Below are 23,875 nucleotides of genomic sequence, written 5' to 3'. Positions count from 1 at the left end.
TCAACGCTTGGCCATGACGATGGTGTTGGCCGGCAGCTGGGCCGTCATCGGCAGGCGCTCGTAGTTGCTGACGGTGAGGGTATCGCCCTCGTCCGCGAACACCATGCGCGAACCGTTGCGGGTGACGAATTCCGCCGGACCCACCGCGTAGATTTCCACCCGTGGCTGGCCGTTGATCTCGGTGTAGAAATGGCCGACCTGGCGCGTGAAGCGCATGGTCTCGCCATTGCTGAGATGATACGAGGACTGATAGTCGGCGAACTCCTGCGGCTCCATGTGGTAGCGCGTGGCGCTGATCTTCACGCTTTCACTGGCGGCCTCGGCGGAGGCGGAGGCCGGCGCGGCGGAGGCGACGGCGGCGATGGACAAAGCAGCGGCTACAGCCAGGCTCAACAGAGTGGTTTTCATGGTCTTACTCCAATCAATTTTTCAGGATGGGCAGCGTGCCCGGCAGGGGTTTTAACGACGGGCCATGACGATGGTCTGGCCGCTGGCCTTGGCCAGCGGCAGGCGGCCGAAGTTGGCCACGCCGACGTTCTCGGCTTCATCGCTGAATTCAAAGCGGGTGCCGGCGTCGCTGACGAACTGGTCCTTAGCGACCGGGAAGATTTCCACGCGCTGGCCCTTGTCGAGCTGGGCATAGAAGTGGGCCTGGCGCTGGCTGAATTTCAGGATCTGGCCGTTGGTCAGCTGATACGAATTTTTGTAGTCGGCGAAGTCTTCCTGCATCATATGAAAGCGGTTGTGGCCGCCTTTGATCTGCACGCTGGCGTCTTCCGCATGGACGGCGGGCATGACAGCGAAGGCAAGTGCGGCGACGACGCCGACGAGGGTGGTTTTCATGGTGTGCTCCGTTAAATTATCGAGTCGTTAAAACTGCCGGGGAGCCACCGCTGGCATCTCAAAGCAGCGGTAGACAGATGCAGATTAACAAAGACTTCGCGCAATATCCGGCGTATGCGACGGGCGGTAAATCCGCGTGCGCGAAGTGTAAAAAAACGCGACGAACGGAGGCCGCCACGACGCTGTTGCACGCCGCGCCTTTCTTTCAGCTCAGCCGAGACAAAGCGCCGCAGTCCCGCTATAGTTGTGGGGCAACATCCGGCAGCGCCCCACCTCGCGCGCCGGCCATTAGCGGCCTCGGCTGCTGCGCCCCAGCCCCGCGCCCAAGTCCGACCTCAGCCGCACAGTCTTATCCTGGATAGCGTTCATGTTTACTTTGTACAAATTACAAGCCGCCCTGCGCAACAACTACGTGCGCGCCGGGCTGGCCCTGTTGGCGCTGGCCGTGGCAGTCCTGCTGGGCTGGCGCGCCGACGTGCCGCAAGACCCGCAGCCGATGATGCGCTCGCAGGACATCGCGCAGATCACCGCGCTGCCGGGCCAGCGCCAGCGGCTGGAATACCTGCTGGTGGCGGCGCCGCTGTCGGAGGCGCCGCGCTATGTGTTCAAGCTGCGCGGCGATCCGCTGCTGTATGTGGTCAAGGTGCCGGCCACCACGCACCTGAGCCTGGAGCGCGAGGTGCTGCTGCGGCACAACCTGCCGTACGCAATCGCGCGCGACGACTACCTGGCCTCGCACCGCGCGGTGCTGCAGGACGAGGACGACAGCAAGCTGGCGCGCGCCGGCGGCTGGCTGCGACGCCACGCGGTCGACCTGCTGCTGGTGGGCCTGGTGCTGTTCGTGCTGCGCCACGGCCTGCCCGGCAGCGGCGTATCGGCCACCGTGCTCACCCCGGACCAGCTGGGCGGCAGCATGGACGACCTGATCGGCATGGAGGACATCAAGCAGGAGGTGCTGCACCTCGAGGACATGATCCGCAACCGCGCGGTGTACCGCCAGCACGACATCGACAAGCCCTTCAACGTCATGCTGACCGGGCCGGCCGGCACCGGCAAGACCAAGCTGGCCGGCTACCTGGCCAAGCGCCTGAACGTGCCGCTGATCCAGGCCTCGGCCTCGGCGCTGGAGTCCGGCTACATCGGCGGCGGCGCCAAGGCCCTGCATGCGTTACACCGCAAGGCGTGCGCCCGCGGCAGCTGTATCATCTTCCTCGACGAAGCCCAGGGCCTGTTCATGCCGCGCGGACGCGGCGACAAGAAATGGGAGGACGACACCGCCAACGCGCTGCTGGGCCTGCTCGACGGCGTGCGCAGCGACCAGGGCGCGGGCGTGATCTGGGTGGTGGCCTCCAACTTCGACGACGCCAGCTCGGCGATGGACGAGGCCATGCTGCGCCGCTTCTCGGTCAAGATCAACTTCCGCCTGCCCAACAAGGCCGAACGGCGCGAACTGCTGCGCGCCTTCCTGGCGCGCAAGGCCGAGGGCTGCGTGGCCTGGGACCGGCTCGACCTGGGCCAAGTGGCCGAGATCACCGCCAACCTCAGCCCGGCGCTGCTGCAGACCGTGGTCGACCGCGCCAGCATGATCGCCATCCAGGAGCAGGCGGCCATCGACACCGGGCTGATGTTCCGCGCCTTCGAGCGCGCCACCATCGGCCTGACCGACCGCGCCACCAGCGCCGAGAAGACGCGCCAGCGCGAGCGCGTGGCGCTGCACGAGCTGGGCCACTTCTTCATGCAGATCGACCCGTGGCTGCGCCAGGGCCTGACGCTGGCGCAGATCAAGGAGCGCTCGCCGCTGCTCAAGATCAGCACCGAGTCGGTGTCCAAGCTGGGCGCGCTGGGCTATGTGCTGTCGGCCTCGGACGACGTTGCGCTGCGCACACTGGAGGAGCTGGAGCGCGACGTGATCCAGCTGTACGGCGGGGTCGCGGCCGAGGAGCTGTTCTACGGCGCGCGCGGGATCTCGGTGGGCAGCCAGAACGATATCCAGAAAGCCACGTCCATGCTGGACATGATGGTCAACCAGTTGTCGATGTACTCACGTTCCAAGCTGGACTACAGCCAGTTCAAGCACCAGGAGCGCGACCTCGACCAGGTGCAGGCCAAGGCGGACGAGCTCTACACCTACACCCTGGGCGCGATCGCCGACTACCGCGTGGCGATCGACGAGCTCAAGGAGGTGCTGATGGAGCAGTACGTGCTGTCGAAGGACGCCATCTTCTCGTTGCTGGAACAGCGGCAGCTGGGCACCGCGCCGGCCGTGGAACTTGCAAAAATATAAATTTCCACATCACGGGTTGCGGCATGCAGGCAAATCAGTGATAATGCGGGTCGCGTTGCCGGGATGGCGTAGTAGCTGAGCTCCCTGGCAAGTCGTTGAAGTTTGGACGACACACCGGCCTCGGTGGTGAAATTGGTAGACGCAGGGGACTCAAAATCCCCCGCCGCAAGGCGTGCCGGTTCGATTCCGGCCCGAGGCACCAGAATTAAAGACAAAAGCACTGACCCCGTCAGTGCTTTTTTCATTTCCGCTTGCGGTAGCGGCGCCAATGCACATAAACGAGTGCCCATCCAATCTTCCGCAGCCATCGCCAAGCCTGGCGACGGGTTTTTTACATCTCAACTGACGGCACAGCGATGAATTCCATGCGCCAGTTGATCTCCCAATGCTCGCCGCCGTCGCCGGAGAAGGCCTGCTCCCAGCGCGGCGCGCCGCTTGCTGGCACGAGCCACTGGAAGCGTACGCGTATCGGCCGCCCCTGGTACACATCGTCGGCATAAAAGCTGCCGATACCATCTTTGAAGGTGCCGACCACCGGGACGTCCAGGCCCGCCGGGTGCCGCCCGTCTAGCCACCAGATCGACCAGGTGCCGCTGGCAGGATCGAAGGCGCGCAGCGTGACCGCGCGATACAGGCCATCCGGATGGTCCAGCACGTTGTCATCCACGTTCCCGGCGCCGCCCAGCAGCGCGCCGACGCGCATGCTGCCCTCGAAGTGCAGCCAGTCGTCGCAGCCGGCCAGCCGCTTCCTGAGCCAGGCGTGGCGGACGCGCCAGCTGCCGATGAGAAAATCGAAGTCGCCGCTGCCTGGTTTTGCTGTGTTGCTCATGGTGTTTCCTTTCAGTGGAGGGTGGTTGCCGGCCTCAGGCGATCTGGAAGTTGTGCTTGAGCGGCAGCGTGCGCATGCGCTCGCCGGTCGCCGCAAAGATGGCATTGGCCAGGGCTGGCGCGACAGCGGCCACACCCGGTTCGCCGGCGCCTCCGGGCGGCTCGTCGCTGTCGACAACGATCACTTCGATCTTCGGGCATTGCTGCATGCGCAGCAATTCGTAGTCGTGGAAGTTGCTCTGTTCGACCTCGCCGTTCTTCAGGGTGATCTCGCCGAAAAGCGCGCTCGTCAGGCCGAAGACGACACTGGATTCCAACTGCGCGGCCACCAGATCGGGATTGACAGCGATCCCGCAATCGATCGCGATGACCACCCGGATGATGGTCAGTTGCCGTTCCGGTCCGACGCTGGCCTCGACGACGTTGGCGACGTAGCTGCCATACGAATCGTGCACGGCAATGCCGCGAAACACGCCCGCCGCAGGCGGGGTCGACCACGCCGCCCGGCGCGCCACGGCATCGAGCACGCCCAGGTGCCGTGGCTGCTTCTCCAGCAGCGCCCGGCGGAACTGGTACGGATCCCGTCCCGCGGCAAATGCAAGCTCGTCGATAAAAGTCTCCACCCCGTATGCGTTGAAGGAATGGCCGACCGATCGCATCCAGGTGACCGGGACCCCGCAATCCGGGGTGTGCAAGTCCGCGTGGACGTGCGGCACCGCGTAGCGCAACTGGGCCACGGAGCCCTCGACGGAAAGGGCGTCGACGCCGTTCTTGACGATCGCATCCTTGAACGGCGTCGTGGCGCCAATCGACTGCACCACCACGCGGTTGGTCAGGGACGTCAGCTGCCCGCGCCCGTCGAGCGTTCCGGTGAACCGGGTGGCCGCCGCCGGCCGGTACGCGCCGCCGCGTATGTCGTCCTCGCGCGTCCAGATCAGCTTGATCGGCACCTTCAGCGCTTGCGCTGCCTTGCCCAGCATGACGGCCTCGCGCACGAAGTCATGCCCCGGATAGGAACGACGGCCGAAGCCGCCACCGGTCAACGTTGAATGCACGGTCACCTGTTCCGGCTTCAACCCAAGCAGGGCCGCTGCCACCTGCTGATTTCCGGCCGGCCACTGGGTACTCACCCACAGCTCGGCACTGTCCGGCTTGACCTCGATGGTGGCGCCCAGCGGCTCCATGGTCGCGTGCGTCATGTAGGGAAAATGATAGTCGGCGGAGATCGTTTTGGCTGCGACCTTGGCCGCTGCGGCGGGGTCGCCGACGGCGCGGGCGACGGTGCCGGGCACATCCAGCAGCGCCGCGTAGCGCGCCCGCTGCGTATCGCTGGACAGCCGCTCGCCCGACGCGGGATCCCAATCGACCACCAGCGCGTCGCGTCCCTTCTTCGCGGCCCAAAGGCCGTGCGCGACCACGGCCACGCCACTGGGAAGCTCGAACACGCCAACGACGCCCGCTATCGCCTTGGCCTGGGTCGCATCGAAGCCGCGCAGCTTGCCACCAAATACCGGCGCATGCGCGACCACCGCCGTGAGCAGGCCGGGCCTGTCGATGTCGATACCGAAGATGGCCGATCCATCGGCCTTCGCAGCCGCATCGATACGCCGCAGCGGTCTGCCGATGATCCTGAAATCCTTGCGCGTCTTTAAGGTGAGCTGTTCCGGCACGGGGATGCCGATCGCTTCATTGGCCAGCTCGCCGTAACTTGCGCTGCGGGTGCGCGTCGCATCGAACACCCTGCCGTTTTCCGTCCGCAGCGTGCTCGCCGCGACACCCCATCGCCTGGCCGCCGCGGCGACCAGCACCGCGCGCAAGCCGGCGCCGGCCCGGCGCTGAGGCATGAACTGCGCCACGGTCGTCAGGCTGCCACCGGTGAGCTGCGAGTGCGTCAGCGGATTGGCGAACGCCGGCATCGTCGGCGCCTGCTCCCAGCGCACGCGCGACCAGTCGGCATCCAACTCTTCGGCAACCAGCATCGGGAGAATGGTGGACACCCCCTGCCCCATTTCGGTGTGGCCCACCGTCACGGTGACCCAGTTGTCCGGCGTGATACGCACGAAGACGTTGGGCGCGAGCACGGGGTTTTCGGCGGCCACGGCGGCGCCGAAGCGGCCCGCGGCAGGCAGGAAGAAGCCCGCCAGCAGGCCGCCGCCCGCCAGCGCCGCCGTGGTCAGGAAGGTCCGCCGCGCGGGTATCAGGTCTGGAGAGGTCATGGCGCGCACTCCCGTTCAGGCCGCTGTCGCGGCCAATTGATGGATGGCCTGGCGAATGCGGGGATACATGCCGCATCGGCAAAGATTGCCCGACATGGCCTGGTCGATATCGACATCGGTCGGGCGCGGGATGGCGCCCAGCAGCGCCACGGCGGCCATGATCTGGCCCGACTGGCAGTAGCCGCACTGCGGCACGTTCAGCTCGGCCCACATCTGCTGCACCCGCCTTCCCAAACGGGAGTCCGCCATGCCTTCGATGGTGGTGATCTGGTGTGTGTCGATCACCCCAACCGGCGTCACGCATGAGCGCGTTGGCGCGCCGTCGAGATGCACCGTGCAGGCGCCGCACAGCGCGGCGCCGCAACCGAACTTGGTCCCGGTCAGCTTGAGCTCGTCACGCAGCACCCACAACAACGGCGTGTCCTCACTGGAGGCGATTGCACGGGTCTTGCCGTTCACATTGATTTTCACTGGCACTGCTCCTGTCGGTAAATTCAGCCGGGGATGGCGATGTGGGCGGCGTCGGAAAACGCGGTGTCCTGGCCGATCTCGCGCCACGCCGCCATTTCAAGCTCGGTGCTCGCGCGTTTGCTGTCCCACAGCCCGTAGGCGTCGGCGCCCAGCATCAGGCGCATGGGCGGCGCGCTGCTTTCGATCGCCCGTATCATCACCAGGGCGGCCCTGTGCGGATCGCCGGCCTGCTTGCCGCTATTCCCATAAAGGAACTGGCGCAGCGGTTCCATGAAGGCGTCATAGTCCGCGATGGGATTCGCCGGGCGCACGTTCGCATCGCCCGCGAATTCGGTGCGCAGCGCCCCCGGCTCCACCAGCGTGACGTGGATGCCGAGCGGTTTCACCTCATCATGCAAGGCTTCGGAATAACCTTCGAGCGCGAATTTGGCGGCGCCGTACAGGGCGAAGCCGCCGACGTTGACACGGCCGCCGATGCTGGTGACGTTGACAATGTGGCCGCTGCGCCGGGCGCGCATCTGGGGCAGCACTTCCCGGATCATCTCGGCGGCAGCGATGAAGTTGACTTCCATCTGGTCGCGAATCTGGTCGACAGAGAATTCCTCCGCAGCGCCCAGGCTGCCCCGTCCCGCGTTATTCACCAGAACGTCGATCCGGCCGAATTTCTCCACAGCCGCCTGCACGGCAGCCTGACGGTCTTGCGCCCGCGTGACGTCCATCCGCACGGCCAGGGCCCGGCCCCGGTAGCGATCAACCAGATCGGCCAGGGTTTCAATGCGCCGCGCCGTCAGCACGACTTGGTCGCCGCGTTCCAGCACCGCTTGCGCGAGCGCACGTCCAAGGCCGCTGCTGGTGCCTGTGATGAGGTAGGTTTTTTTCATGATTAATAAGCTCCATTGGGAGATTGGGCGCGCACTGCGCCGGGAGGTACGCCAATCAGACGCTTGAAGGCGCGGCTGAAGGAAGCTTCCGATTCGTAGCCCAGCCGCTGCGCCACATCGGCGACGTTCAACTGGCCGTTGCGCAACCAGGTGCCGGCGAGGTGCATGCGCCATTGCGCGAGGTAGCGCCCCGGCGACAGGCCGACAGCCGTGGTGAAGCGTTCGGTGAACGCCGAACGCGACAAGGCGGCCAGGCGCGCCAGCGAATCGACCGACCATATGTGGCCGGGTTGACGGTGGATCGCGGCGACTGCGCGTCCTATGCGGGGGTCGCGCACGCCCGCCAGCCAGCCGCTGGCATCGGCATCGTCGGCCTCGGCCCAGGCCCGCACCAGATGCGTGACCACCGCGTCCGCCAGGCGCGCCATCACGGTGGCGGAGCCGATCCGCCTGGCGGCCACTTCCGCCGCCATCAGCGCCAGCAGGGTGGGCAGTGCCGGGTCGGTCCGGTCGGTGCGCCGCACCACCACCAGTTCGGGCATGAGCTCGGTCAGCGGGTGCACCGCCGGCTCTTCGAATTCAACGGCGCAGCACACGATCAGGGTGCGCGCGCCTTCGCCGCCGGCGCGCATGTTGCGGGTGGTCGGACCGATGGCATCCTGGTCGAACTCCTGCAGCGGCCGCACGACCGAATCCGGATCATCCGCGAGGGCATGGCCGGTACCGCGCGGCAGGAAGGCCAGGTCGCCCTGCGCGAGCCAGACCGGCGGCCGGGATGGCAGGCGCAGGCAGCAGTCCCCTTCGACCACGAAATGCAGGCAGACGCCATCCTGGCGCGGCACCGCGACGCCCCAGGGCGCCGTCATGTCGGTGCGGCAGTAGGCTGCGCGGGTCAATCGCAAGTCCTGCAGCAGTGGGCTCAAATGATCCGAGGCCGTACTGGCCGCGGCTGCATGGAACAGGTCGGTCATGGGGTGCCCGCCCCGAACTTGCGCGTCGCCCAGGTGGCCGGCAGGGCCAGCGTGCACATCGCCAAACCCAGCAACACGACCGCGTAGACATCAAACTGCGCCAGCGCCCAGCCCCCCATCAGGGACCCGGCCGCGACGCCGGCGTTGATGGCCGAGGCGCTCAGCGACGCCGCCAGGTCGCCGCCGGGGCCGGCCTGGCCTACCACCCGCAGCTGGATGGCGGGGACCATGGCGAAGCCGACAACACCCCAGGCCGCCAGAATCAGGACCGCCATGAAGGGCATGTCGCCAAAGAAGTACAGGCTCGCCAGCACCACCAGCAGCAGGGCGTTGGCCGCCACGATGGTGGCGCTGGCGCTGCGGTCCGCCAGGCGGCCGCCGGCGAACATGCCGAACGCGCTGGCCACTCCGTACACCAGCAGGTAGACGGCGATCGATTTATCCGTCGCGCCGGTGACTTGCTTCAGGTAGGGGGCGATGTAGGTGAAGACGGCAAACTGCCCGCCCATCAACAGGGCCGCCACCACGAGCAGCGCCTGCACGCGCGGCGCCAACGCCGCGCGCGCCTGCCGCATGATGCCGACGGCGGGGCCGCTCTGGCGGCGCGGAACCGCCACCAGTGTCGCCCCCCACGCCAGTGCGCCGAGCGCGGCAATCGCCACGAACACAGCGCGCCAGCCCATCGCCTGCGCGACCCAGCTCCCCAGCGGCACGCCAAGCACGGTGGCAACGGCCACGCCGCCGAACACGACAGCCATCGCCTGGCCGTGCTGCCTGGCCGGCACCAGTTCCGCCGCGATGATGGAAGCAGCTCCCACGAACAAGCCGTGCATGGCGCCCGGCACGAAGCGGGCCAGCACCATCAGGCCAAATTGGCGCGTCACGATGACCACGACATTGGACGCGACAAACAAGGCCAGCGACAACGCCAGCACAAAGCGGCGTTCGTACTGCGTGGTCAGCGCGGTGGCCACGGGGCCGCCGATGGCGATCCCCAGCGCATAGGCCATCACCAGATGGCTGGCCCGGTCGATCGGGATCGCCAGGTCGCGCGCCATCAGGTCCAGCATGCCGACGACGACGAACTCCGCCGTGCCGAAGACGAAGGCGCTCAGCGCCAGCGCCAGCAGCGCCGCGCGCGTTCCAAGCCGCGCGTTCACGGCGCAGTCCGGGTGTAGACGGCGCGCGTCGCCAGCCGCTCTTTATCGCCGGGACGCGTGAAGTACAGCTCGATCGTGTGGCGGTCGTTGCTGTCGATGCGGATCAGCGTGCGCATGGGAATCGCTTTGCCGGCATAGGCCTCGCCAGCCACACCCTGGTCGGTGAAGACGCCGGTCAAGCTGATGGTGGTCTGCGGTCCGGAGCCGGCGGCACTGGCGTAGCTCATCATTTCCGAGTTGACCGCGTCGATCGTGATCCATTCGTAGCGCTGGTCCATATTGCCGTACCCGAGCCAGCCGCGCCGCCAATAGTGTTCGCCGTCCAGCTTGCCTTCGGTGGTGTCCTGCAGATAGCGACCGCCGCCCACCCATTCGCGGCGGGTCACGATATCGTCGGAAACCAGGGGCGGCTCGTCGTCCCGGCGGCCCAGCACGCCGTAAAGGCTCAGGCGTACACGCCAGCTGCCCGCCAGCGGCGCGATCGCCGCATGGCCGGCGCCAGGCAGCCCGCGGCTTAGCCAGCCCGGCATCGCGGCCGGCGCCGACGACGCTGCCGGGCTCCTGTCCTGCGCTTGAACGGCGGGAATCGCGGCGCCGAGGGTAGTGAGGATCAGCGCGACCGCGCGCCAGGTTTGCCTGTGAATCGTCATGTGCTTCCTTCGGATTGAATGAGTTGCGCGCATCGGAGGCGCGCAAAACAGTCTGCCAGCGAACACCGCGCCGCTCCATGGCCGATTGACCGGATTGCTGCGCCGTTTGTCTCACGCGACAGGCCCTGATGCGAGCAAGTCTAGGCTGGCCGGAGACGGCGCGCTGTTCCGCGATTGCGGTCGCGCGCTCTGGATTGCGGCGGTGGTGGGCGCCGTTAGAGCCGGCGCCGGAAGTCGGTGGGCGTGAGGCCCTGGTGCTTGCGAAACGCGGTGGCGAAGGCCGATGCGGTTTGATAGCCGACCGCCAGCGCGACCTCCAGCACCGAGAGCCGCAAGTCCGCCAGCAGTTCCCTGGCGCGCGCCATCCGCAGCGCCGTGAGCCATTGATGGGGGGCCTGGCCAGTGGCGCGCCGGAACGCGGTGCAGAAGTGGAACCGGCTCAGGCCGACAAACTTCGCAAGGTCGTCCAGGCGAACCTCCTGATCGAGGTGCGCCCTCAGGTAGTCGGTGGCCCGTTGAACCTGCCAATTCGGCAGGCCCCTGGGCCCGCGCGGATGCGGCTTGCCATTGGCGGAGGAATGGGCGCGAAGCAGATGAAGACTCAGCAAATCGATTGCCTGGTCGACGAACAGCCTGCTGTTCGCGCCCGGGTCGCCTGCCTCAAGAGCCAGGATGCCGAGCAGCCGGCCGGCAATCGGATCCTGGAAGGCGATGCGGTCCAGCAGTTGAACCGTCCCGGCGCCTGCCCCAAGCGCGTCGCTGCAAGCCTGCAGGTGAGCGTCCGGGAGATAGACGTGGGATACCTCAAGAGGGCCGCCATTTTTCCAGCTCGCCTCGTGGCCGCTGGGGATGAGGGTGATGGCACCGGGCCTGGCGATGGTGAACTCGTGTCGCCCGCCATCCCGCCACGCCATGGGTTGACTCGAACCATAGAAGGTGACGATGACGTTCTCGTGCATGGGCATCATGCGGTTGTGAAGCGGCCCATGGCACCAGCGCTGCGTCAACCGTGCGTCGCCGCGGCACTTTGCGTCGCTCAGTTGAGGACCCACGTCGAGTACGCGCCGCATTTCATCGAAGGCAGGGCGTCCGTCGCTACCCGCCGCTGCATATTGTTCCCGCATGGAAGCTCCTTCGTGGGGTTGCCTGTCATCATAGCTGCTGCCCGCGCCCTCCAACATCCGACAGGCTTGCGAAACAACAGCCATTGTGCCGTCCTCATGTAGTTTCCCGCTAAAGCGGCATAAGCCATATATAACATTATTCCAACTTCCATATTTTCGTTGCACGCATGCTATCGTAATTTCATGCAATCTCATCTTGACAAGATTGCATGGCCCGGTGCGGCGGGGGCCCGCCGGAATTCTTTCGATAGTTTGATGGAGGTGTAGAAATGGCTGTATCGTTTAAACCTGCTGTGATGTCCACCCTGCTCCTGGCCCTGGTCATGAGCGCCGGCGCGGCGTCGGCGAACCCGCTCAGCGAGAACTTCGACGGCGGCGTGCCGAGCGGCTGGAAGGTCGTCAACAATAGCGATCCGCTGGGCGACGCCAACTGGTTCCAGGGCGCCCCCATGGTGTTCAGCGCACAGCAGGGCGCGCCCGCTTCCTATCTCGGCGCCAGCTGGGCCAGCGGCAAGGATGTGGCGGCCATCAGCAATTGGCTGATCCTGCCGACCTCGACCTATCACAATGGCGACACGCTGTCGTTCTACACCCGCACCGTTGAAAACTCGATCTTCCCGGACCGCCTGGAAGTACGCTTCAGTAATGTCGGCGGCAGCAACGTCGGCAACGCATCCGACAGCGTCGGCTCGTTCAGCTCGCTGCTGCTGTCCGTCAATCCCGGCCAGGCCGCCGGCGTCTACCCGGCTGCATGGACCAGGTACAGCGTGACGCTGAGCGGCCTGTCCGGCGCCACCAACGGCGCCTTCGCCTTCCACTACTCGCTCGATGACGGCGGGCCGAACGGCACCCGCTCCAATTTCATCGGCATCGACACCTTGTCGATCACCGCCGTGCCGGAACCCAGCACCTACCTGATGCTGGGCGCCGGCCTGGGCCTGGTCGGGCTGGCGCGCAAGCGTCGAGCCAAGGCCGCCTGAGGGAAGACGCGCCCCCGCCATCGCTGTTGTCGTAGTTGATATAAATCATACTTATGATTGTTTAAATTTCTATATTTTTATTGCGTATATGCTATTGTCGGACCATGCGACCTCATCTGTACAAGGTCGCATGGCCCGGCGTGGCGGGGGCCTCGCCGGTATTCCCTAGATAATTCGATGGAGGTGTAGAAATGGCTGCATCATTTAGACCTGCTCTAAAATCCACTCTGTTCCTGGCGATGGCCCTGAGCGTGGGCGCCGCGTCGGCAAACCCGCTCAGCGAGAATTTCGACGGTGGCATTCCAGCCGGCTGGACGATTATCAACAATAGCGATCCTCTGGGCAGCACCGATTGGTACCAAGGAGATACCGACGTATTCGAGGCCCACCAAGGCGCGGCCAATTCCTATATCGCCGCTAACTACAACAACGGCGACGACGTGGCGACCATCAGCAACTGGCTGGTCTTGCCAACCTCGACCTACCATAACGGCGATACCCTGTCGTTCTACACCCGCACCGCCGACGTCTCATTCTGGCCCGACCGCCTGGAAGTGCGCTTCAGCAAGATCGGCGGCAGCAACGTCGGCAGCACGGCCGACAGCGTCGGCTCGTTCAGCTCGCTGCTGCTGTCCATCAATCCCGGCCAGGACATAGGCGGCTACCCGGAAACCTGGACCAGGTACAGCGTGACCTTGAGCGGCCTGTCCGGCGCCACCAACGGCGCCTTCGCCTTCCACTACTCGGTCGATAACGGCGGCCCGAACGGCGACAACTCCAATTACATCGGCATCGACACCCTGTCGATCGCCGCCGTGCCGGAACCCAGCAGCTACCTGATGCTGGGCGCCGGCCTGGGCCTGGTGGGCCTGGCACGCAAGCGCAAGACCAAAGCAGCTTAAGCGCCCCCCGCGCACGCCGGCGAAGCGGCTAGCCCCGCCGGCCCGTTGCGCTAGAATGACGGCATGCCTCCCGCCAAATCTCCCAAATTCCCCGGCCCGCTGACCGCGCGCGGCGCCGTGCTGGCCATCCTCATTTCCAACGCCGACCAGACCGGCGCGCCGCCGCTGCAGGGACGCACCTCGCTGGCCGCCATCGTCAAGACGCTCAAGCGCAAATACCACTGGCCGGTCGGGATCGACAGCTTCCCGTCCAACACCGGCGACGGCCGCGCCAGCTGGGCCACCGTCTACAGCCTGCCGCCCGCCGTCATCGCCAGGGCGCTCGACAACGGCGGCCGCGAATGGCTGGAACGGCGCCACGCCGCCAGAAGTGCGCCGTAACATCTGCTTACTCTGGAAACACTTTCTGCGTCACCAGCTTTGCTCTCCGGCCCGTTATATGGGCAAGCGCCACCGTGGCGCAACTCAGGAGAAAAAAAATGACGACCACCCCAACCACCCGCATCCACCCATTGATGGCCGTAGCCGCCGTGTCGCTGACGCTGGTCAGCCTGGTCGGCGCCGCGTCGATCGCCGGCCTGCTGCCAAGCTCGCACGCCACCCCTGACGCCACCCCGGTGGTCGCCAACGCCGCGCAGCCAACCGGCGCACCGCTGGCAGCCCAGCCTGCGCAGGAAACCCGTCCAGCCGTGGTGGAACACCGCACCGTGGTGCACCATGTGACGCCGCAGGTCCGCCACGTCAGCAACGGCGACGACAGCGTCCAGCCGGCTGTGGCCCAGGCCCCTGCGCCGGCGCCGGCACCGGTGGCGCAGAACAGCCCGCTCGGCATGGGCATCGGCGCGGTGGTCGGCGGCTTGATCGGCAACCAGGTCGGTGGCGGCAAGGGCAAGACCGCGGCCACCATCGCCGGCGCGGTCGGCGGCGCCTACGTCGGCAACGAGATCGCCAAGAAAAACTAACCCCATATGCCTATGCGATGCGCTTGCCGCGCCGCTTAGGGGGCAGCTCCCACCGGGAGCTGCGGGCGCAGCCCTCTCCAGACCCCGTACGGGGTCAGACCCCGCTTGGCGTTGGGGTCGCTTTGCGCCGGCTCAAGGCCGGATTTAGTTTCTCGCCGGAAAATATGGCATAATGCTTGCGCTCCCCCGCGCACACCGATTGCCATGAACACCACCCCCGACCACCACGAAGATTTGCAACATTTCTGGCACCAGCGCGTCAAGGCCAGCCGTTGGCTGATCGTCAAGACTTCGGCGCTGGGCGTGCTGGCGGCGCTGTGCGGTGTGCTGGGCCAGGGCTGGCTGGAGGACGCCAGTCCGCTGTTCCCCATCATCAGCCAGAACTACGGCGTCTGGCAGGCCGGCTATCTGCTGGCCTTGCTGGTGATCTTCCTGCTGTGGGCCGCCGCCATGCTGCAAAAGTTCAGCCTGCTGCGCAACAGCAAGCAGGGCCGCGACATGCAGCAGCGCATCGATGAATACAACGAGCGCGTCGCCCAGAAAAAGCTGGAAGCCCAACAGCGCCGCGAGCAGGAACAGAAGGGCAAGGAAACCGCCCCGTCCTTCTTCAAGACGTCCGCCCGCAGCGGCAAGTTCGACTACTGAGCTACTCGTAGCGCAGGCAATCCACCGGCAACAGCTTCGACGCCCGGCGCGCCGGGTAGAAGCCGAAGAACACCCCCACCAGGCTGGAGAAGCCGCACGCCACCACCACCGCCTGCAAGGTGATGAACACGTCGAACTTGCCGGTCGAGGTGATCGCGGCCGCCGCCCCGGTGGCCAGCATGATGCCGAACACGCCGCCCACCAGGCAGATCACCACGGCCTCGGTCAGGAACTGCAGCAGCACGTCGCGCGGCTTGGCGCCGATCGCCATGCGGATGCCGATCTCGCGGGTGCGCTCGGTCACCGACACCAGCATGATGTTCATGATGCCGATGCCGCCCACCACCAGCGAAATCGCGCCGATCAAGCCCAGCAGGGCCGCCAGGCCGGCGCTGATCTTCTGCGCGGTCTCGGCAAACGAGGCCAGGTTGTCGATGCGGAAATCGTCCGGCTGCTCGAACTTGATGTGGTGGCGGTCGCGCAGGGTCTCGTTGATGTCCTGGATGGCGTCCTGCAGATTGCCGCCGGACTTGCCCTGCGCCACCACGTAATGCACGTTGCCGGGGAAGGGCAGGCGCACCAGGTTGGCCGCCGACGCCGTGATCGGCACCAGCACATAGTCGGCCAGGTCGCCGCCGTCCACCTGCTTGCCCTCGCCGTACAGCACGCCCACCACCTGGAACGAGACGTTCTCGATGCGGATGTACTTGCCCAGCGGGTCGAGCTTGTAGAAGAACTGGTCGGCGATCTTCTTGCCGATCACCACCATGCGCGAGGCGGCGCGCACGTCGGCGTCGCTGAAGGCGCTGCCCTTGTCGATCTTCCAGCCGCGGATCTTGAACATGGCCGGCGTCACGCCGTGCACCGTCTTCGAGGCGTTCTCGTTGCCGACCGCCAGGTTGAAGCCGCCCTGCAGCACGCCCGCCGCGCCGGCCAGCGAAGGCAGCGCGTTCAGCGCCGCCGCGTCGGCCATGGTCAGGGCCGGCGCCGCGCCGCTGCGCATGCGCTGCTGCTGCGCGCGGTCGCCGCCGGGCGAGACGAACAGCATGTTGGTGCCCAGCTGCTCGAGCTCCTTGGCGATGAAGCGCTTCATGCTGTCGCCCACCGCCAGCAGCAGCACCACCGAGGTGATGCCGATGATGATGCCGAGCATGGTCAGCAGCGTGCGCAGGCGGTTCGCCATCATCGAGCGGGCCGCCTCTACCACTATCTGTAAAGGATTCATATCGTTTATACGGTTATGGGTTCGTGGCCCTGCGACATCAGCCGCAGGCCTTCGGCGGCGGGGCCGTCGTACAGCACGTGGCCGTCCTTGAGCCGCATCAGCCGCTTGCTGTAGGCAGCGATGTCCGGCTCGTGCGTGACCAGCAGGATGGTGATGCCGCGCTCCTCGTTGAGCTGCTGGAAGGAGCGCATGATCTCCACGCTGGTCTGGGTGTCGAGGTTGCCGGTCGGCTCGTCGGCCAGGATCAGTGGCGGATCGCCCACCAGCGCGCGGGCGATCGCCACCCGCTGCTGCTGGCCGCCGGACAGCTGGTTGGGCGTGCGCTTGGCGTAGTCCTTCAGGCCGACCCGCTCCAGTTCCACCAGCGCCTTGGCGTGCGCCTTCGAGCGCGAGACGCCGGCGTAGATCAGCGGCAGCGCCACGTTCTCCGCCACGCTCATGCGCTTGATCAGGTTGAAGCTCTGGAACACGAAGCCGATGGTGCGGTTGCGGATGGTGGCCAGCTCGGCGCGCGACAGGGTCAGCGTGTCGACGCCGTTCAGGTGGTAGCTGCCGCCGGTGGCCTGGTCCAGGCAGCCGAAGATATTCATCAGGGTCGACTTGCCGGAGCCGGACTGCCCCATCACCGCCAGGAAGTCGCCGCGCGGCACCGCCAGGTCGATGCCGAACAGGACCTGGGTTTCAACATTGCCGGAAAAATAGCTCTTGGTGACCTGGCGGATATCGATCAGCGGTTGCGGCGCCGTCACAGCTCACCCGGCTTCTCGTTGTTGGCGCGGGTGATCACCTTGTCGCCCTTCTTCAGCTCGCCGCCCACCACCTCGGTGTAGCGGAAGTTCGACAGGCCGATCTTGATGTCCCTGGCCACCGGGTTGTTCTTCTCGTCCATGGTGTAGATCTTGAACGAGCGCGCCAGCTCGCTCTTGGTGCGGAAGGCGGCGTCGTCCTCCTGCGGCGCCTCGGCCACGGCGGTCGCGCTGGCCGGGGCGCTGGCGCCGGCGCTGCCGGCCTTGGCCGCGGCGGCCTTGTCCTTCTTGGCCTGCTTCTCGATCTCCTCGTCGCTCAGGCGGAAGCGCAGCGCGGCGGTCGGAATGCGCAGCACCTGCTGGCGGTTGCCCACCAGCAGGCGCACCTGCGCCGTCATGCCCGGCTTGAGCAGCTCCTCGGTGTTGTCCACGTCCAGCACCACGTTGTAGGTGACCACGTTCTGCACCACGTTGGCGGCCAGCCGGAACTGGCGCATGCGCGCCTCGAACTCCTTGTCCGGATAGGCGTCGACCACGAAGCGGGCCGCCTGGCCATCCTTCAGCGCGCCGACGTCGGCCTCGGAGACGCTGGTGTCGATCTGCATCTTGGTCAGGTCGCGGGCGATCTGGAACAGCGTTGGCGTGGTGAACGAGGCCGCCACGGTCTGGCCCAGGTCCACCGTGCGCTTGATGATGACGCCGTCGATCGGCGAGCGGATCACACTGTTGTCCAGGTCGGCCTGGGCGCGCGCCAGCTGCGCCTGCGCCAGCTGGATGTTGGCCTGCGCCACGTCGACCTCGCGCTTGGACTGGTCCAGCGCCAGCGGCGAGATAAAGCTCTGCGTCACCAGCGTCTGGTTGCGCTGGTGGGTGGCCTGCGCCAGCCGCAGGCTGGCCCGCGCCGACGCCAGCTGCGCCTCGACCTGGCGGATCTGGGCGTTGAAGATGGTCGGGTCCAGCTTGAGCAGCACCTGGCCTTTCTTCACATGGTCGTTGAAGTCCGCCTTCAGCTCGCTGACCGTGCCCGACACCTGCGAGCCGATGTTGATCAGCGCCACCGGGTTGATGGTGCCGGTGGCCGTCACCGTCTGCGTGATGCTGCCGGTGTCGGCGGCGACCACGCGGAAGCGCGGCGCCTCGACCACCGGGGTCTTGCTTTTGGAATACCAGGCGGCGCTGGCGCCACCGATAACGAGCAGGCCGACGGCCAGCGCAATCTTCTTCTTGGTCAGGAATGCCATTGTCTCTACACGTCCCATAGGTGAGATCCGTCGGTATGCGGATCAGCTCGCCAAGTATATGGCGTTTTGCCAGGAATGCAACAAGGCAAGGATATTATCCCGGCATCCACCCTCCTCCACCTTTAGCCGGAGCCTCCGCCCACCCCGTTGCCCTATGTGCAAAGTTGCAGTCCGGGATTGCACGTATGGGCGTTCCCAGCGCGGAAATTCCACCCTACCATGAAGCACATCATCACTCACCAAGGAAGCCCATCATGTCCAGTCAAGCCAGCAATCCATCCCGCCGTAACGCCATGGTCGGCAGCGCGGTCGCCGCCGCGGCAGCCGCCCTGCCACTGGCCGCCGTCAGCAGCGACAGCCAGGCCGCCGCCGCCAGGGTGCAGAAAACCGTCAGCACCATCACCACCCGCGACGGCGTCGAGATCTACTACAAGGACTGGGGCCCGCGCACCGGCCAGCCGGTGATCCTGAGCCATGGCTGGCCGCTCAACGCCGACAGCTGGGAATCGGCGGCCTTCCACCTGGCCAACAACGGCTTCCGCGTGATCACCCACGACCGCCGCGGCCACGGCCGCTCCAGCCAGCCGTGGGACGGCAACGACATGGACCACTACGCCGACGACCTGGCGCAGCTGATCGAAACGCTGGACCTGAAGAACATCATCCTGGCCGGCTTCTCCACCGGCGGCGGCGAGGTGGCGCGCTACGTGGGCCGCCACGGCACCAAGCGCATCGCCAAGCTGGGCCTGATCTCGGCGGTGCCGCCGCTGATGCTGAAAACCGACACCAATCCGGGCGGCCTGCCGATGGAAGTGTTCGACGGCCTGCGCGCCGCCTCGGTCGCCAACCGCGCCCAGCTGTACCTGGACCTGGCCTCCGGCCCGTTCTACAACTACAACCGTCCGGGCGCCAAGCCGTCGCAGGGCATCATCGACGCCTGGTACGCGCAGGGCATGCAGGCCGGCCACAAGAACACCTACGACTCGATCAAGGCCTTCTCGGAAACCGACTTCCGCGACGACCTGAAAAAGTTCGACAAGCCGACCCTGGTCATCCACGGCGAGGACGACCAGATCGTGCCGATCAACGCCGCCGGCCGCGCCTCGGCCGCCATCGTCCAGCACGCCAAGCTGATCACCTATCCGGGCGCGCCGCACGGCCTGACCGACACCCACAAGGAACGCTTCAACGCCGACTTCCTGGCCTTCGCCAAATCCTGATACAGGCAGCCGCGGGTTATGTGATAAGGTTTCTGCTGTGCCAGTTCGCGACAGCGGAAACCTTATGAATATCAACACACTCCTGCAACTGTTCACGCCCCCCACCGATCCCTCGCTGATCCAGTATGGCAGCTACACGCCGCCGCTGGTGCTGCTCTCTATCCTGATCGCCATCTTCTCGTCCTGGATGGGCTTGCAGGTGGTGGCCCAGGCCCAGTCCAGCAAGAGCCGCAGCCTGCGCGCCATCATGCTGGCCACCGGCAGCCTGGCGCTGGGCTGCGGCGTGTGGGCCATGCACTTCATCGGCATGCTGGCGTTCAACCTGTGCACCGCGGTCGACTACGACCACACCGTCACCATGCTGTCGGTGCTGCCCAGCCTGGCCGCCTCCGGCATCGCCCTGTCCATCATCAGCCGCCGCCAGCTCGGCACCGGCTCGCTGCTGGTGGGCGGCCTGCTGGTGGGCGCCGGCATCGGCGCCATGCACTACACCGGCATGGCGGCGCTGCGCATGTCCTTCGACCTGTACTACGACCCGCTGATGTTCGGCCTGTCGATCGTGGTGGCCGTGGTGCTGGCCACGCTGGCGCTGTGGGTGCGCTTCGGGCTGCGCCTGCACACCCGCCTGCCGTCGAGCGTGCTGGGCGCGATCAGCGCCACCGTCATGGGCTGCGCCATCGCCGGCATGCACTACACCGGCATGGCGGCCGCGCGCTTCGCCGGCCGCCCGCTGCCCGGCGCCGCGCCCGAACAGAACAGCACCTTCCTGGCGCTGGCGATCTCGCTGATCACCATCGCCATCACCATCTTCATCATGTCGGCCAACGGCCTGCTGCGCTACCGCGAACTGTTCCGCCAGAAAAGCGAGAGCGAGGCCTGGATGCGCGCCCTGCTCACCACCACCATCGACGGCGTGGTCACCGTCGACCGCGACGGCCTGATCCACGAATTCAACGCCTCGGCCGAGCGCATCTTCGGCTGGCGCCGCGACGAGATCATCGGCCAGAACATCCGCGTGCTGATGGACGACGCCCAGCGCTCCGAGCAGGACGGCCTGCTGAACTACCTGCGCACCGAGAACTCGGCCATCCCCGGCCAGGGCAGCGAGGTGATCGCGCTGCGCAAGGACCGCAGCAAGGTGCCGATCCGGCGCGCGCTGGGCCACGCGCGGCTGGCCGAACGCGACCTGTTCGTGCTGTTCATCACCGACATCAGCGAGCGGCGCGCCATCATGCAGGCGCTGCGCGATAGCGAGCAGCAGTTCCGCTCGCTGATCGGCAACATCCCCGGCATCTCCTTCCGCAGCAGCCAGCGCTTCGACGCGCCGCCGGTGTTCGTCAGCGACGGCATCGAGCGCCTGGCCGGCTACCCGGCCAGCGACTTCGTCGGCGAGCACCGCAGCCGCACGCTGGGCAGCCTGATCGTGCCGGAGGACCGCGCCGGCGTCGAGGCCGAGATCAACCGCGCCGTCGCCGAGCTGAGCGTCTACCAGGTCGAGTACCGGCTGCGCCACGCCGACGGCCACGCCAGCTGGATGTGGGAGCATGGCGCCGTCACCCAGGACGAGAGCGACCCGGCGCTGCGCTGGATCGACGGCGTCATCCTCGACATCAGCGAGCGCCGCCAGATGGAGCAGGAGCTGCGCAAGGCCAAGGAGACGGCCGAGCAGGCGGCGGCCGCGCGCGCCAGCTTCGTGGCCAACATGAGCCACGAGATCCGCACGCCGATGAACGCCATCCTCGGCTTCACCGACGTGCTGCTGGACACCGCGCTCGACGACAACCAGCGGCGCCACCTGGACACGGTGCGCAAGGAGGGCCGCTCGCTGCTGCGCCTGCTCAACGAAATCCTCGACACCGCCAAGCTGGACAAGGGCGCGGTGGAGCTGGAGCCGGACGACTACAGCCTGCTGGGCCTGATCGACGAGCTGGCCTCCACCTTCGGCAGCAACGCCCGCAGCAAGGGCCTGGCCATCGACATCGTCTACGACCCGTCGCTGCCGGCCTGGCTGCACGGCGACGCGCTGCGCATGCGCCAGATCCTCGGCAACCTGCTCGACAACGCCATCAAGTTCACCGCCGCCGGCAGCGTCAGCCTGCGCGCCAGCGCGGCCCAGGGCCAGCTGGAGATCGCCGTGCAGGATACCGGCATCGGCATCGCGCCGGAGCGGCTGGAGGCGATCTTCGACCCCTTCACCCAGGCCGACCCGTCGATGACGCGGCGCTTCGGCGGCACCGGCCTGGGCACCACCATCAGCCGCCAGTTGGTGGCGCTGATGGGCGGCAGGCTGTGGGCCGAGAGCACGCCCGGCCAGGGCACCACCTTCCACCTGACCCTGCCGCTGGAGCCGGCCCGCCACGACGGCAGCCAGGCCGCCGAACGCACCCCCTATCCGCTGCCGCCGCTGCGGGTGCTGGCGGCCGACGACGTGCCGCAGAACCTGGAGCTGCTGAACCTGCTGATGAGCAAGCGCGGCCACACGCTGGAGCGCGCCGGCGACGGCGCCGCCGCGCTGCAGCGCTCGGCCGAGCGCCCCTACGACCTGATCCTGATGGACATGCAGATGCCGCAGATGGACGGCCTGGCCGCCACCCGCGCCATCCGCGAGCGCGAGCGCGCGGCCGGCGCGCCGGCCATCCCCGTCGTCGCCATGACCGCCAGCGTGCTGGCCGCGCACCGCGAGGCCGCGGCGGCGGCCGGCATGAACGGCTTCGCCTCCAAGCCGGTGGACTGGTACGCGCTATCGCACGAGATCGCCCGCGTGCTGGGGCTGCCGCCGCTGGAGCAGGCGCCGGCCGCGGCCGACGCGCCGGCGCGCGCGCGCGTGCTGAACCAGAAGACCGGCCTGCAGCGCTGGTCCGGCGACGAGCCCAAGTACCACCAGGCGCTGCACCGCTTCGCCACCGAATACAGCGACGCCGCCACCGCGCTGGCGCGCCTGCTCGGCAGCGACAGCGCAACCCGGCTGGCGGAAGCGCAGGCCGGCTGCCACAAGATGCGCGGCGTGGCCGCCAACCTGGGGCTGGAACAGCTGGCCGCCACCCTGGCGCAGACGGAAAAGCTGTGCGGTTCGCCGCAGCGCGAGGCCGGCGCGCCCACGCTGCCGACCGAGCTGGCGCAGCTGCAGCGCATGCTGACCGCGCAGCTGGACGCGGCGCTGAGCGCGATCCATGCGATCGAGACCCCGCGCGCCGCGCTGCAGGAACGTGAACAGGCCGGCGCCGCAGCCGCGCCGGGCTTCGACGCAGCGCGCGCGCACGCGGCGGCGCAGGCGCTGCTGCCCTCGCTGCGGCGCGGCGCCCTGGACGACGCCGCGCTGGCCGCGCTGGCCGGCGCCATGAGCGGTGCCGGCCTGTCGGCCGCGCTGGCGCGGCAGCTGGCGGCGCTGCACGCCGCACTCAACGATTTCGACTTCCCGCAGGCCCATGCTACGCTGCTGGAATTGGCCGACCAGCTGGCCAAGGAGAACTCATGAGCAAAGACCCCACCTCCGACCTGCCGCTGATCCTGGCCGTCGACGACGAAGCCAGCAACCTGCAGCTGCTGCGCCACATCCTGCAGGACCAGTACCGCCTGCTGTTCGCCAAGGACGGCCCGCGCGCGCTGGAACTGGCGCGCCAGGAGCAGCCGCAGCTGATCCTGCTGGACGTCATGATGCCCGGCATGACCGGCTACGAAGTATGCCGCCAGCTCAAGGCCGACCAGGCCACCGCCGCCATCCCGGTGATCTTCGTCACCGCGCTCAGCGACGCCAGCGACGAGGTGGTCGGCTTCGACGCCGGCGCGGTCGACTACATCACCAAGCCAGTCAGCCCGCCCATCGTGCGGGCGCGCGTGCGCACCCACCTGTCGCTGGTGCGCATGGACGAGCTGACCCGGACCCGGCTGGAAATCGTCCAGCGCCTGGGGCTGGCGGCCGAATACAAGGACAACGAGACCGGCCTGCACGTGATCCGCATGAGCCACTACTCGCGCATCCTGGGCCGCGCGGCCGGCATGAGCACGGCCGAGGCGGACGACCTGCTGCACGCGGCGCCGATGCACGACGTCGGCAAGATCGGCATCCCCGACAGCATTTTGCGCAAGCCCGGCCCGCTGGCGACGGCGGAGTGGAAGGTGATGCAGACCCACGCCGCCATCGGCGGCGACATCATCGGCCAGCACGCCGGCGGCATGCTGGCGATGGCCCACCAGGTGGCCATGACGCACCACGAGAAATGGGACGGCAGCGGCTACCCCAACGGCCTGGCCGGCGAGCAGATCCCGCTGGTGGGGCGCATCGTCGCCATCGCCGACGTGTTCGACGCGCTGACCTCGGCCCGTCCCTACAAGCCGGAATGGCCGATCCCGCAGGCGGTGGAATACCTGGAGCAGCAGCGCGGCAAGCACTTCGACCCCGAGCTGGTCGACCTGTTCCTGACGCAGATGCCGGCGCTGCTGGAAGTCAAGCAGCGCTGGGCGGAGCAGACCGCCGGCTGAGCCCCGTCGTTCCCGCGCAGGCGGGAACCCATACGGCGCGTCGGCCG

Annotated in this window: 22 protein-coding genes and 1 tRNA gene; 10 read left to right on the top strand and 13 right to left on the bottom strand. The window is 67.1% G+C overall.

Annotation, left to right across the window (positions count from 1 at the left end):
- Together ACEN9O_RS12455 and ACEN9O_RS12450 are read right to left on the bottom strand one after the other, a co-directional pair.
- Window positions 1–408 (bottom strand): gel scht, encoded by a 408-nt coding sequence (locus ACEN9O_RS12455; RefSeq protein ID WP_495617844.1) that lies wholly within the window; start codon window positions 406–408, stop codon window positions 1–3.
- A 51-nt stretch (window positions 409–459) separates the two neighbouring features.
- Complete coding sequence (locus ACEN9O_RS12450) at window positions 460–843, bottom strand: gel scht (protein ID WP_495617843.1); 384 nt, start codon at window positions 841–843, stop codon at window positions 460–462.
- Between the two features lie 367 nt (window positions 844–1,210).
- Here ACEN9O_RS12450 and ACEN9O_RS12445 point away from each other — a divergent pair, with 367 nt between their 5' ends.
- Window positions 1,211–3,127 (top strand): AAA family ATPase, encoded by a 1,917-nt coding sequence (locus ACEN9O_RS12445; protein ID WP_495617842.1) that lies wholly within the window; start codon window positions 1,211–1,213, stop codon window positions 3,125–3,127.
- Window positions 3,128–3,244: 117 nt separating this feature from the next.
- Window positions 3,245–3,329 (top strand) — tRNA-Leu (locus ACEN9O_RS12440).
- A gap of 129 nt (window positions 3,330–3,458) precedes the next feature.
- On the opposite strand, the gene ACEN9O_RS12435 is transcribed toward ACEN9O_RS12440, so the two are convergent.
- From ACEN9O_RS12435 to ACEN9O_RS12400, 8 genes are all read right to left on the bottom strand, one after another.
- Window positions 3,459–3,956, bottom strand: coding sequence for a DUF1579 domain-containing protein (locus tag ACEN9O_RS12435; RefSeq protein WP_495617841.1), 498 nt, complete (start codon window positions 3,954–3,956; stop codon window positions 3,459–3,461).
- Window positions 3,957–3,990: 34 nt separating this feature from the next.
- Window positions 3,991–6,171, bottom strand: a complete 2,181-nt coding sequence (locus tag ACEN9O_RS12430) for a xanthine dehydrogenase family protein molybdopterin-binding subunit (RefSeq protein ID WP_495617840.1) — start codon at window positions 6,169–6,171, stop codon at window positions 3,991–3,993.
- A gap of 15 nt (window positions 6,172–6,186) precedes the next feature.
- A complete protein-coding gene (locus tag ACEN9O_RS12425) occupies window positions 6,187–6,642 on the bottom strand; it encodes a (2Fe-2S)-binding protein (protein ID WP_495617839.1) in 456 nt (151 codons plus the stop codon).
- 23 nt (window positions 6,643–6,665) lie between these two features.
- The gene (locus ACEN9O_RS12420; RefSeq protein WP_495617838.1) at window positions 6,666–7,523 is read right to left on the bottom strand and encodes an oxidoreductase; all 858 of its coding nucleotides are present in this window, start codon (window positions 7,521–7,523) and stop codon (window positions 6,666–6,668) included.
- Between the two features lie 2 nt (window positions 7,524–7,525).
- Window positions 7,526–8,446 (bottom strand): AraC family transcriptional regulator, encoded by a 921-nt coding sequence (locus ACEN9O_RS12415; RefSeq protein WP_495617837.1) that lies wholly within the window; start codon window positions 8,444–8,446, stop codon window positions 7,526–7,528.
- Window positions 8,447–8,490: 44 nt separating this feature from the next.
- Window positions 8,491–9,654 (bottom strand): MFS transporter, encoded by a 1,164-nt coding sequence (locus ACEN9O_RS12410; RefSeq protein WP_495617836.1) that lies wholly within the window; start codon window positions 9,652–9,654, stop codon window positions 8,491–8,493.
- On the bottom strand, window positions 9,651–10,304 hold the full coding sequence (locus tag ACEN9O_RS12405; protein WP_495617835.1) for a DUF1579 family protein: 654 nt from the start codon (window positions 10,302–10,304) through the stop codon (window positions 9,651–9,653). The genes ACEN9O_RS12410 and ACEN9O_RS12405 overlap by 4 nt, the downstream gene beginning before the upstream one ends.
- Before the next feature lie 215 nt (window positions 10,305–10,519).
- Window positions 10,520–11,428, bottom strand: a complete 909-nt coding sequence (locus ACEN9O_RS12400) for a helix-turn-helix domain-containing protein (protein WP_495617834.1) — start codon at window positions 11,426–11,428, stop codon at window positions 10,520–10,522.
- A gap of 296 nt (window positions 11,429–11,724) precedes the next feature.
- Here ACEN9O_RS12400 and ACEN9O_RS12395 point away from each other — a divergent pair, with 296 nt between their 5' ends.
- The 5 genes from ACEN9O_RS12395 (at window position 11,725) to ACEN9O_RS12375 (ending at window position 14,917) form a co-directional block, all read left to right on the top strand.
- Window positions 11,725–12,408 (top strand): choice-of-anchor J domain-containing protein, encoded by a 684-nt coding sequence (locus ACEN9O_RS12395; RefSeq protein WP_495617833.1) that lies wholly within the window; start codon window positions 11,725–11,727, stop codon window positions 12,406–12,408.
- 191 nt (window positions 12,409–12,599) lie between these two features.
- Window positions 12,600–13,310 carry a choice-of-anchor J domain-containing protein gene (locus ACEN9O_RS12390; RefSeq protein ID WP_495617832.1) on the top strand — a complete coding sequence of 237 codons (711 nt, stop codon included), beginning with the start codon at window positions 12,600–12,602 and terminating at the stop codon, window positions 13,308–13,310.
- Between the two features lie 63 nt (window positions 13,311–13,373).
- Window positions 13,374–13,691 (top strand): hypothetical protein, encoded by a 318-nt coding sequence (locus ACEN9O_RS12385; protein ID WP_495617831.1) that lies wholly within the window; start codon window positions 13,374–13,376, stop codon window positions 13,689–13,691.
- Window positions 13,692–13,789: 98 nt separating this feature from the next.
- A complete protein-coding gene (locus ACEN9O_RS12380) occupies window positions 13,790–14,272 on the top strand; it encodes a glycine zipper 2TM domain-containing protein (protein ID WP_495617830.1) in 483 nt (160 codons plus the stop codon).
- 204 nt (window positions 14,273–14,476) lie between these two features.
- Complete coding sequence (locus ACEN9O_RS12375; protein ID WP_495617829.1) at window positions 14,477–14,917, top strand: hypothetical protein; 441 nt, start codon at window positions 14,477–14,479, stop codon at window positions 14,915–14,917.
- Between the two features lies 1 nt (window position 14,918).
- Here ACEN9O_RS12375 and ACEN9O_RS12370 read toward each other — a convergent pair whose 3' ends face one another.
- Genes ACEN9O_RS12370 through ACEN9O_RS12360 form a run of 3 tightly spaced genes read right to left on the bottom strand, consistent with a single transcriptional unit; the run spans window position 14,919 to window position 18,129 of the window.
- On the bottom strand, window positions 14,919–16,103 hold the full coding sequence (locus ACEN9O_RS12370) for an ABC transporter permease (protein ID WP_495617828.1): 1,185 nt from the start codon (window positions 16,101–16,103) through the stop codon (window positions 14,919–14,921).
- A 44-nt stretch (window positions 16,104–16,147) separates the two neighbouring features.
- On the bottom strand, window positions 16,148–16,891 hold the full coding sequence (locus tag ACEN9O_RS12365; RefSeq protein WP_495617827.1) for an ABC transporter ATP-binding protein: 744 nt from the start codon (window positions 16,889–16,891) through the stop codon (window positions 16,148–16,150).
- Window positions 16,888–18,129, bottom strand: a complete 1,242-nt coding sequence (locus ACEN9O_RS12360; protein WP_495617826.1) for an efflux RND transporter periplasmic adaptor subunit — start codon at window positions 18,127–18,129, stop codon at window positions 16,888–16,890. Before ACEN9O_RS12360 ends, ACEN9O_RS12365 begins: the two co-directional genes overlap by 4 nt.
- A gap of 254 nt (window positions 18,130–18,383) precedes the next feature.
- Here ACEN9O_RS12360 and ACEN9O_RS12355 point away from each other — a divergent pair, with 254 nt between their 5' ends.
- From ACEN9O_RS12355 to ACEN9O_RS12345, 3 genes are all read left to right on the top strand, one after another.
- Window positions 18,384–19,349 carry an alpha/beta fold hydrolase gene (locus ACEN9O_RS12355; RefSeq protein ID WP_495617825.1) on the top strand — a complete coding sequence of 322 codons (966 nt, stop codon included), beginning with the start codon at window positions 18,384–18,386 and terminating at the stop codon, window positions 19,347–19,349.
- A 64-nt stretch (window positions 19,350–19,413) separates the two neighbouring features.
- Window positions 19,414–22,824 carry an MHYT domain-containing protein gene (locus tag ACEN9O_RS12350; RefSeq protein ID WP_495617824.1) on the top strand — a complete coding sequence of 1,137 codons (3,411 nt, stop codon included), beginning with the start codon at window positions 19,414–19,416 and terminating at the stop codon, window positions 22,822–22,824.
- A complete protein-coding gene (locus ACEN9O_RS12345) occupies window positions 22,821–23,828 on the top strand; it encodes an HD domain-containing phosphohydrolase (RefSeq protein WP_495617823.1) in 1,008 nt (335 codons plus the stop codon). The genes ACEN9O_RS12350 and ACEN9O_RS12345 overlap by 4 nt, the downstream gene beginning before the upstream one ends.
- The last annotated feature ends 47 nt before the right edge of the window (window positions 23,829–23,875 follow it).

The sequence above is a fragment of the Duganella sp. Dugasp78 genome, from assembly GCF_059491455.1.
The sequence above is the reverse complement of the archived record's forward strand: the minus strand, read 5'-3'. Positions and strand labels throughout refer to the sequence as shown.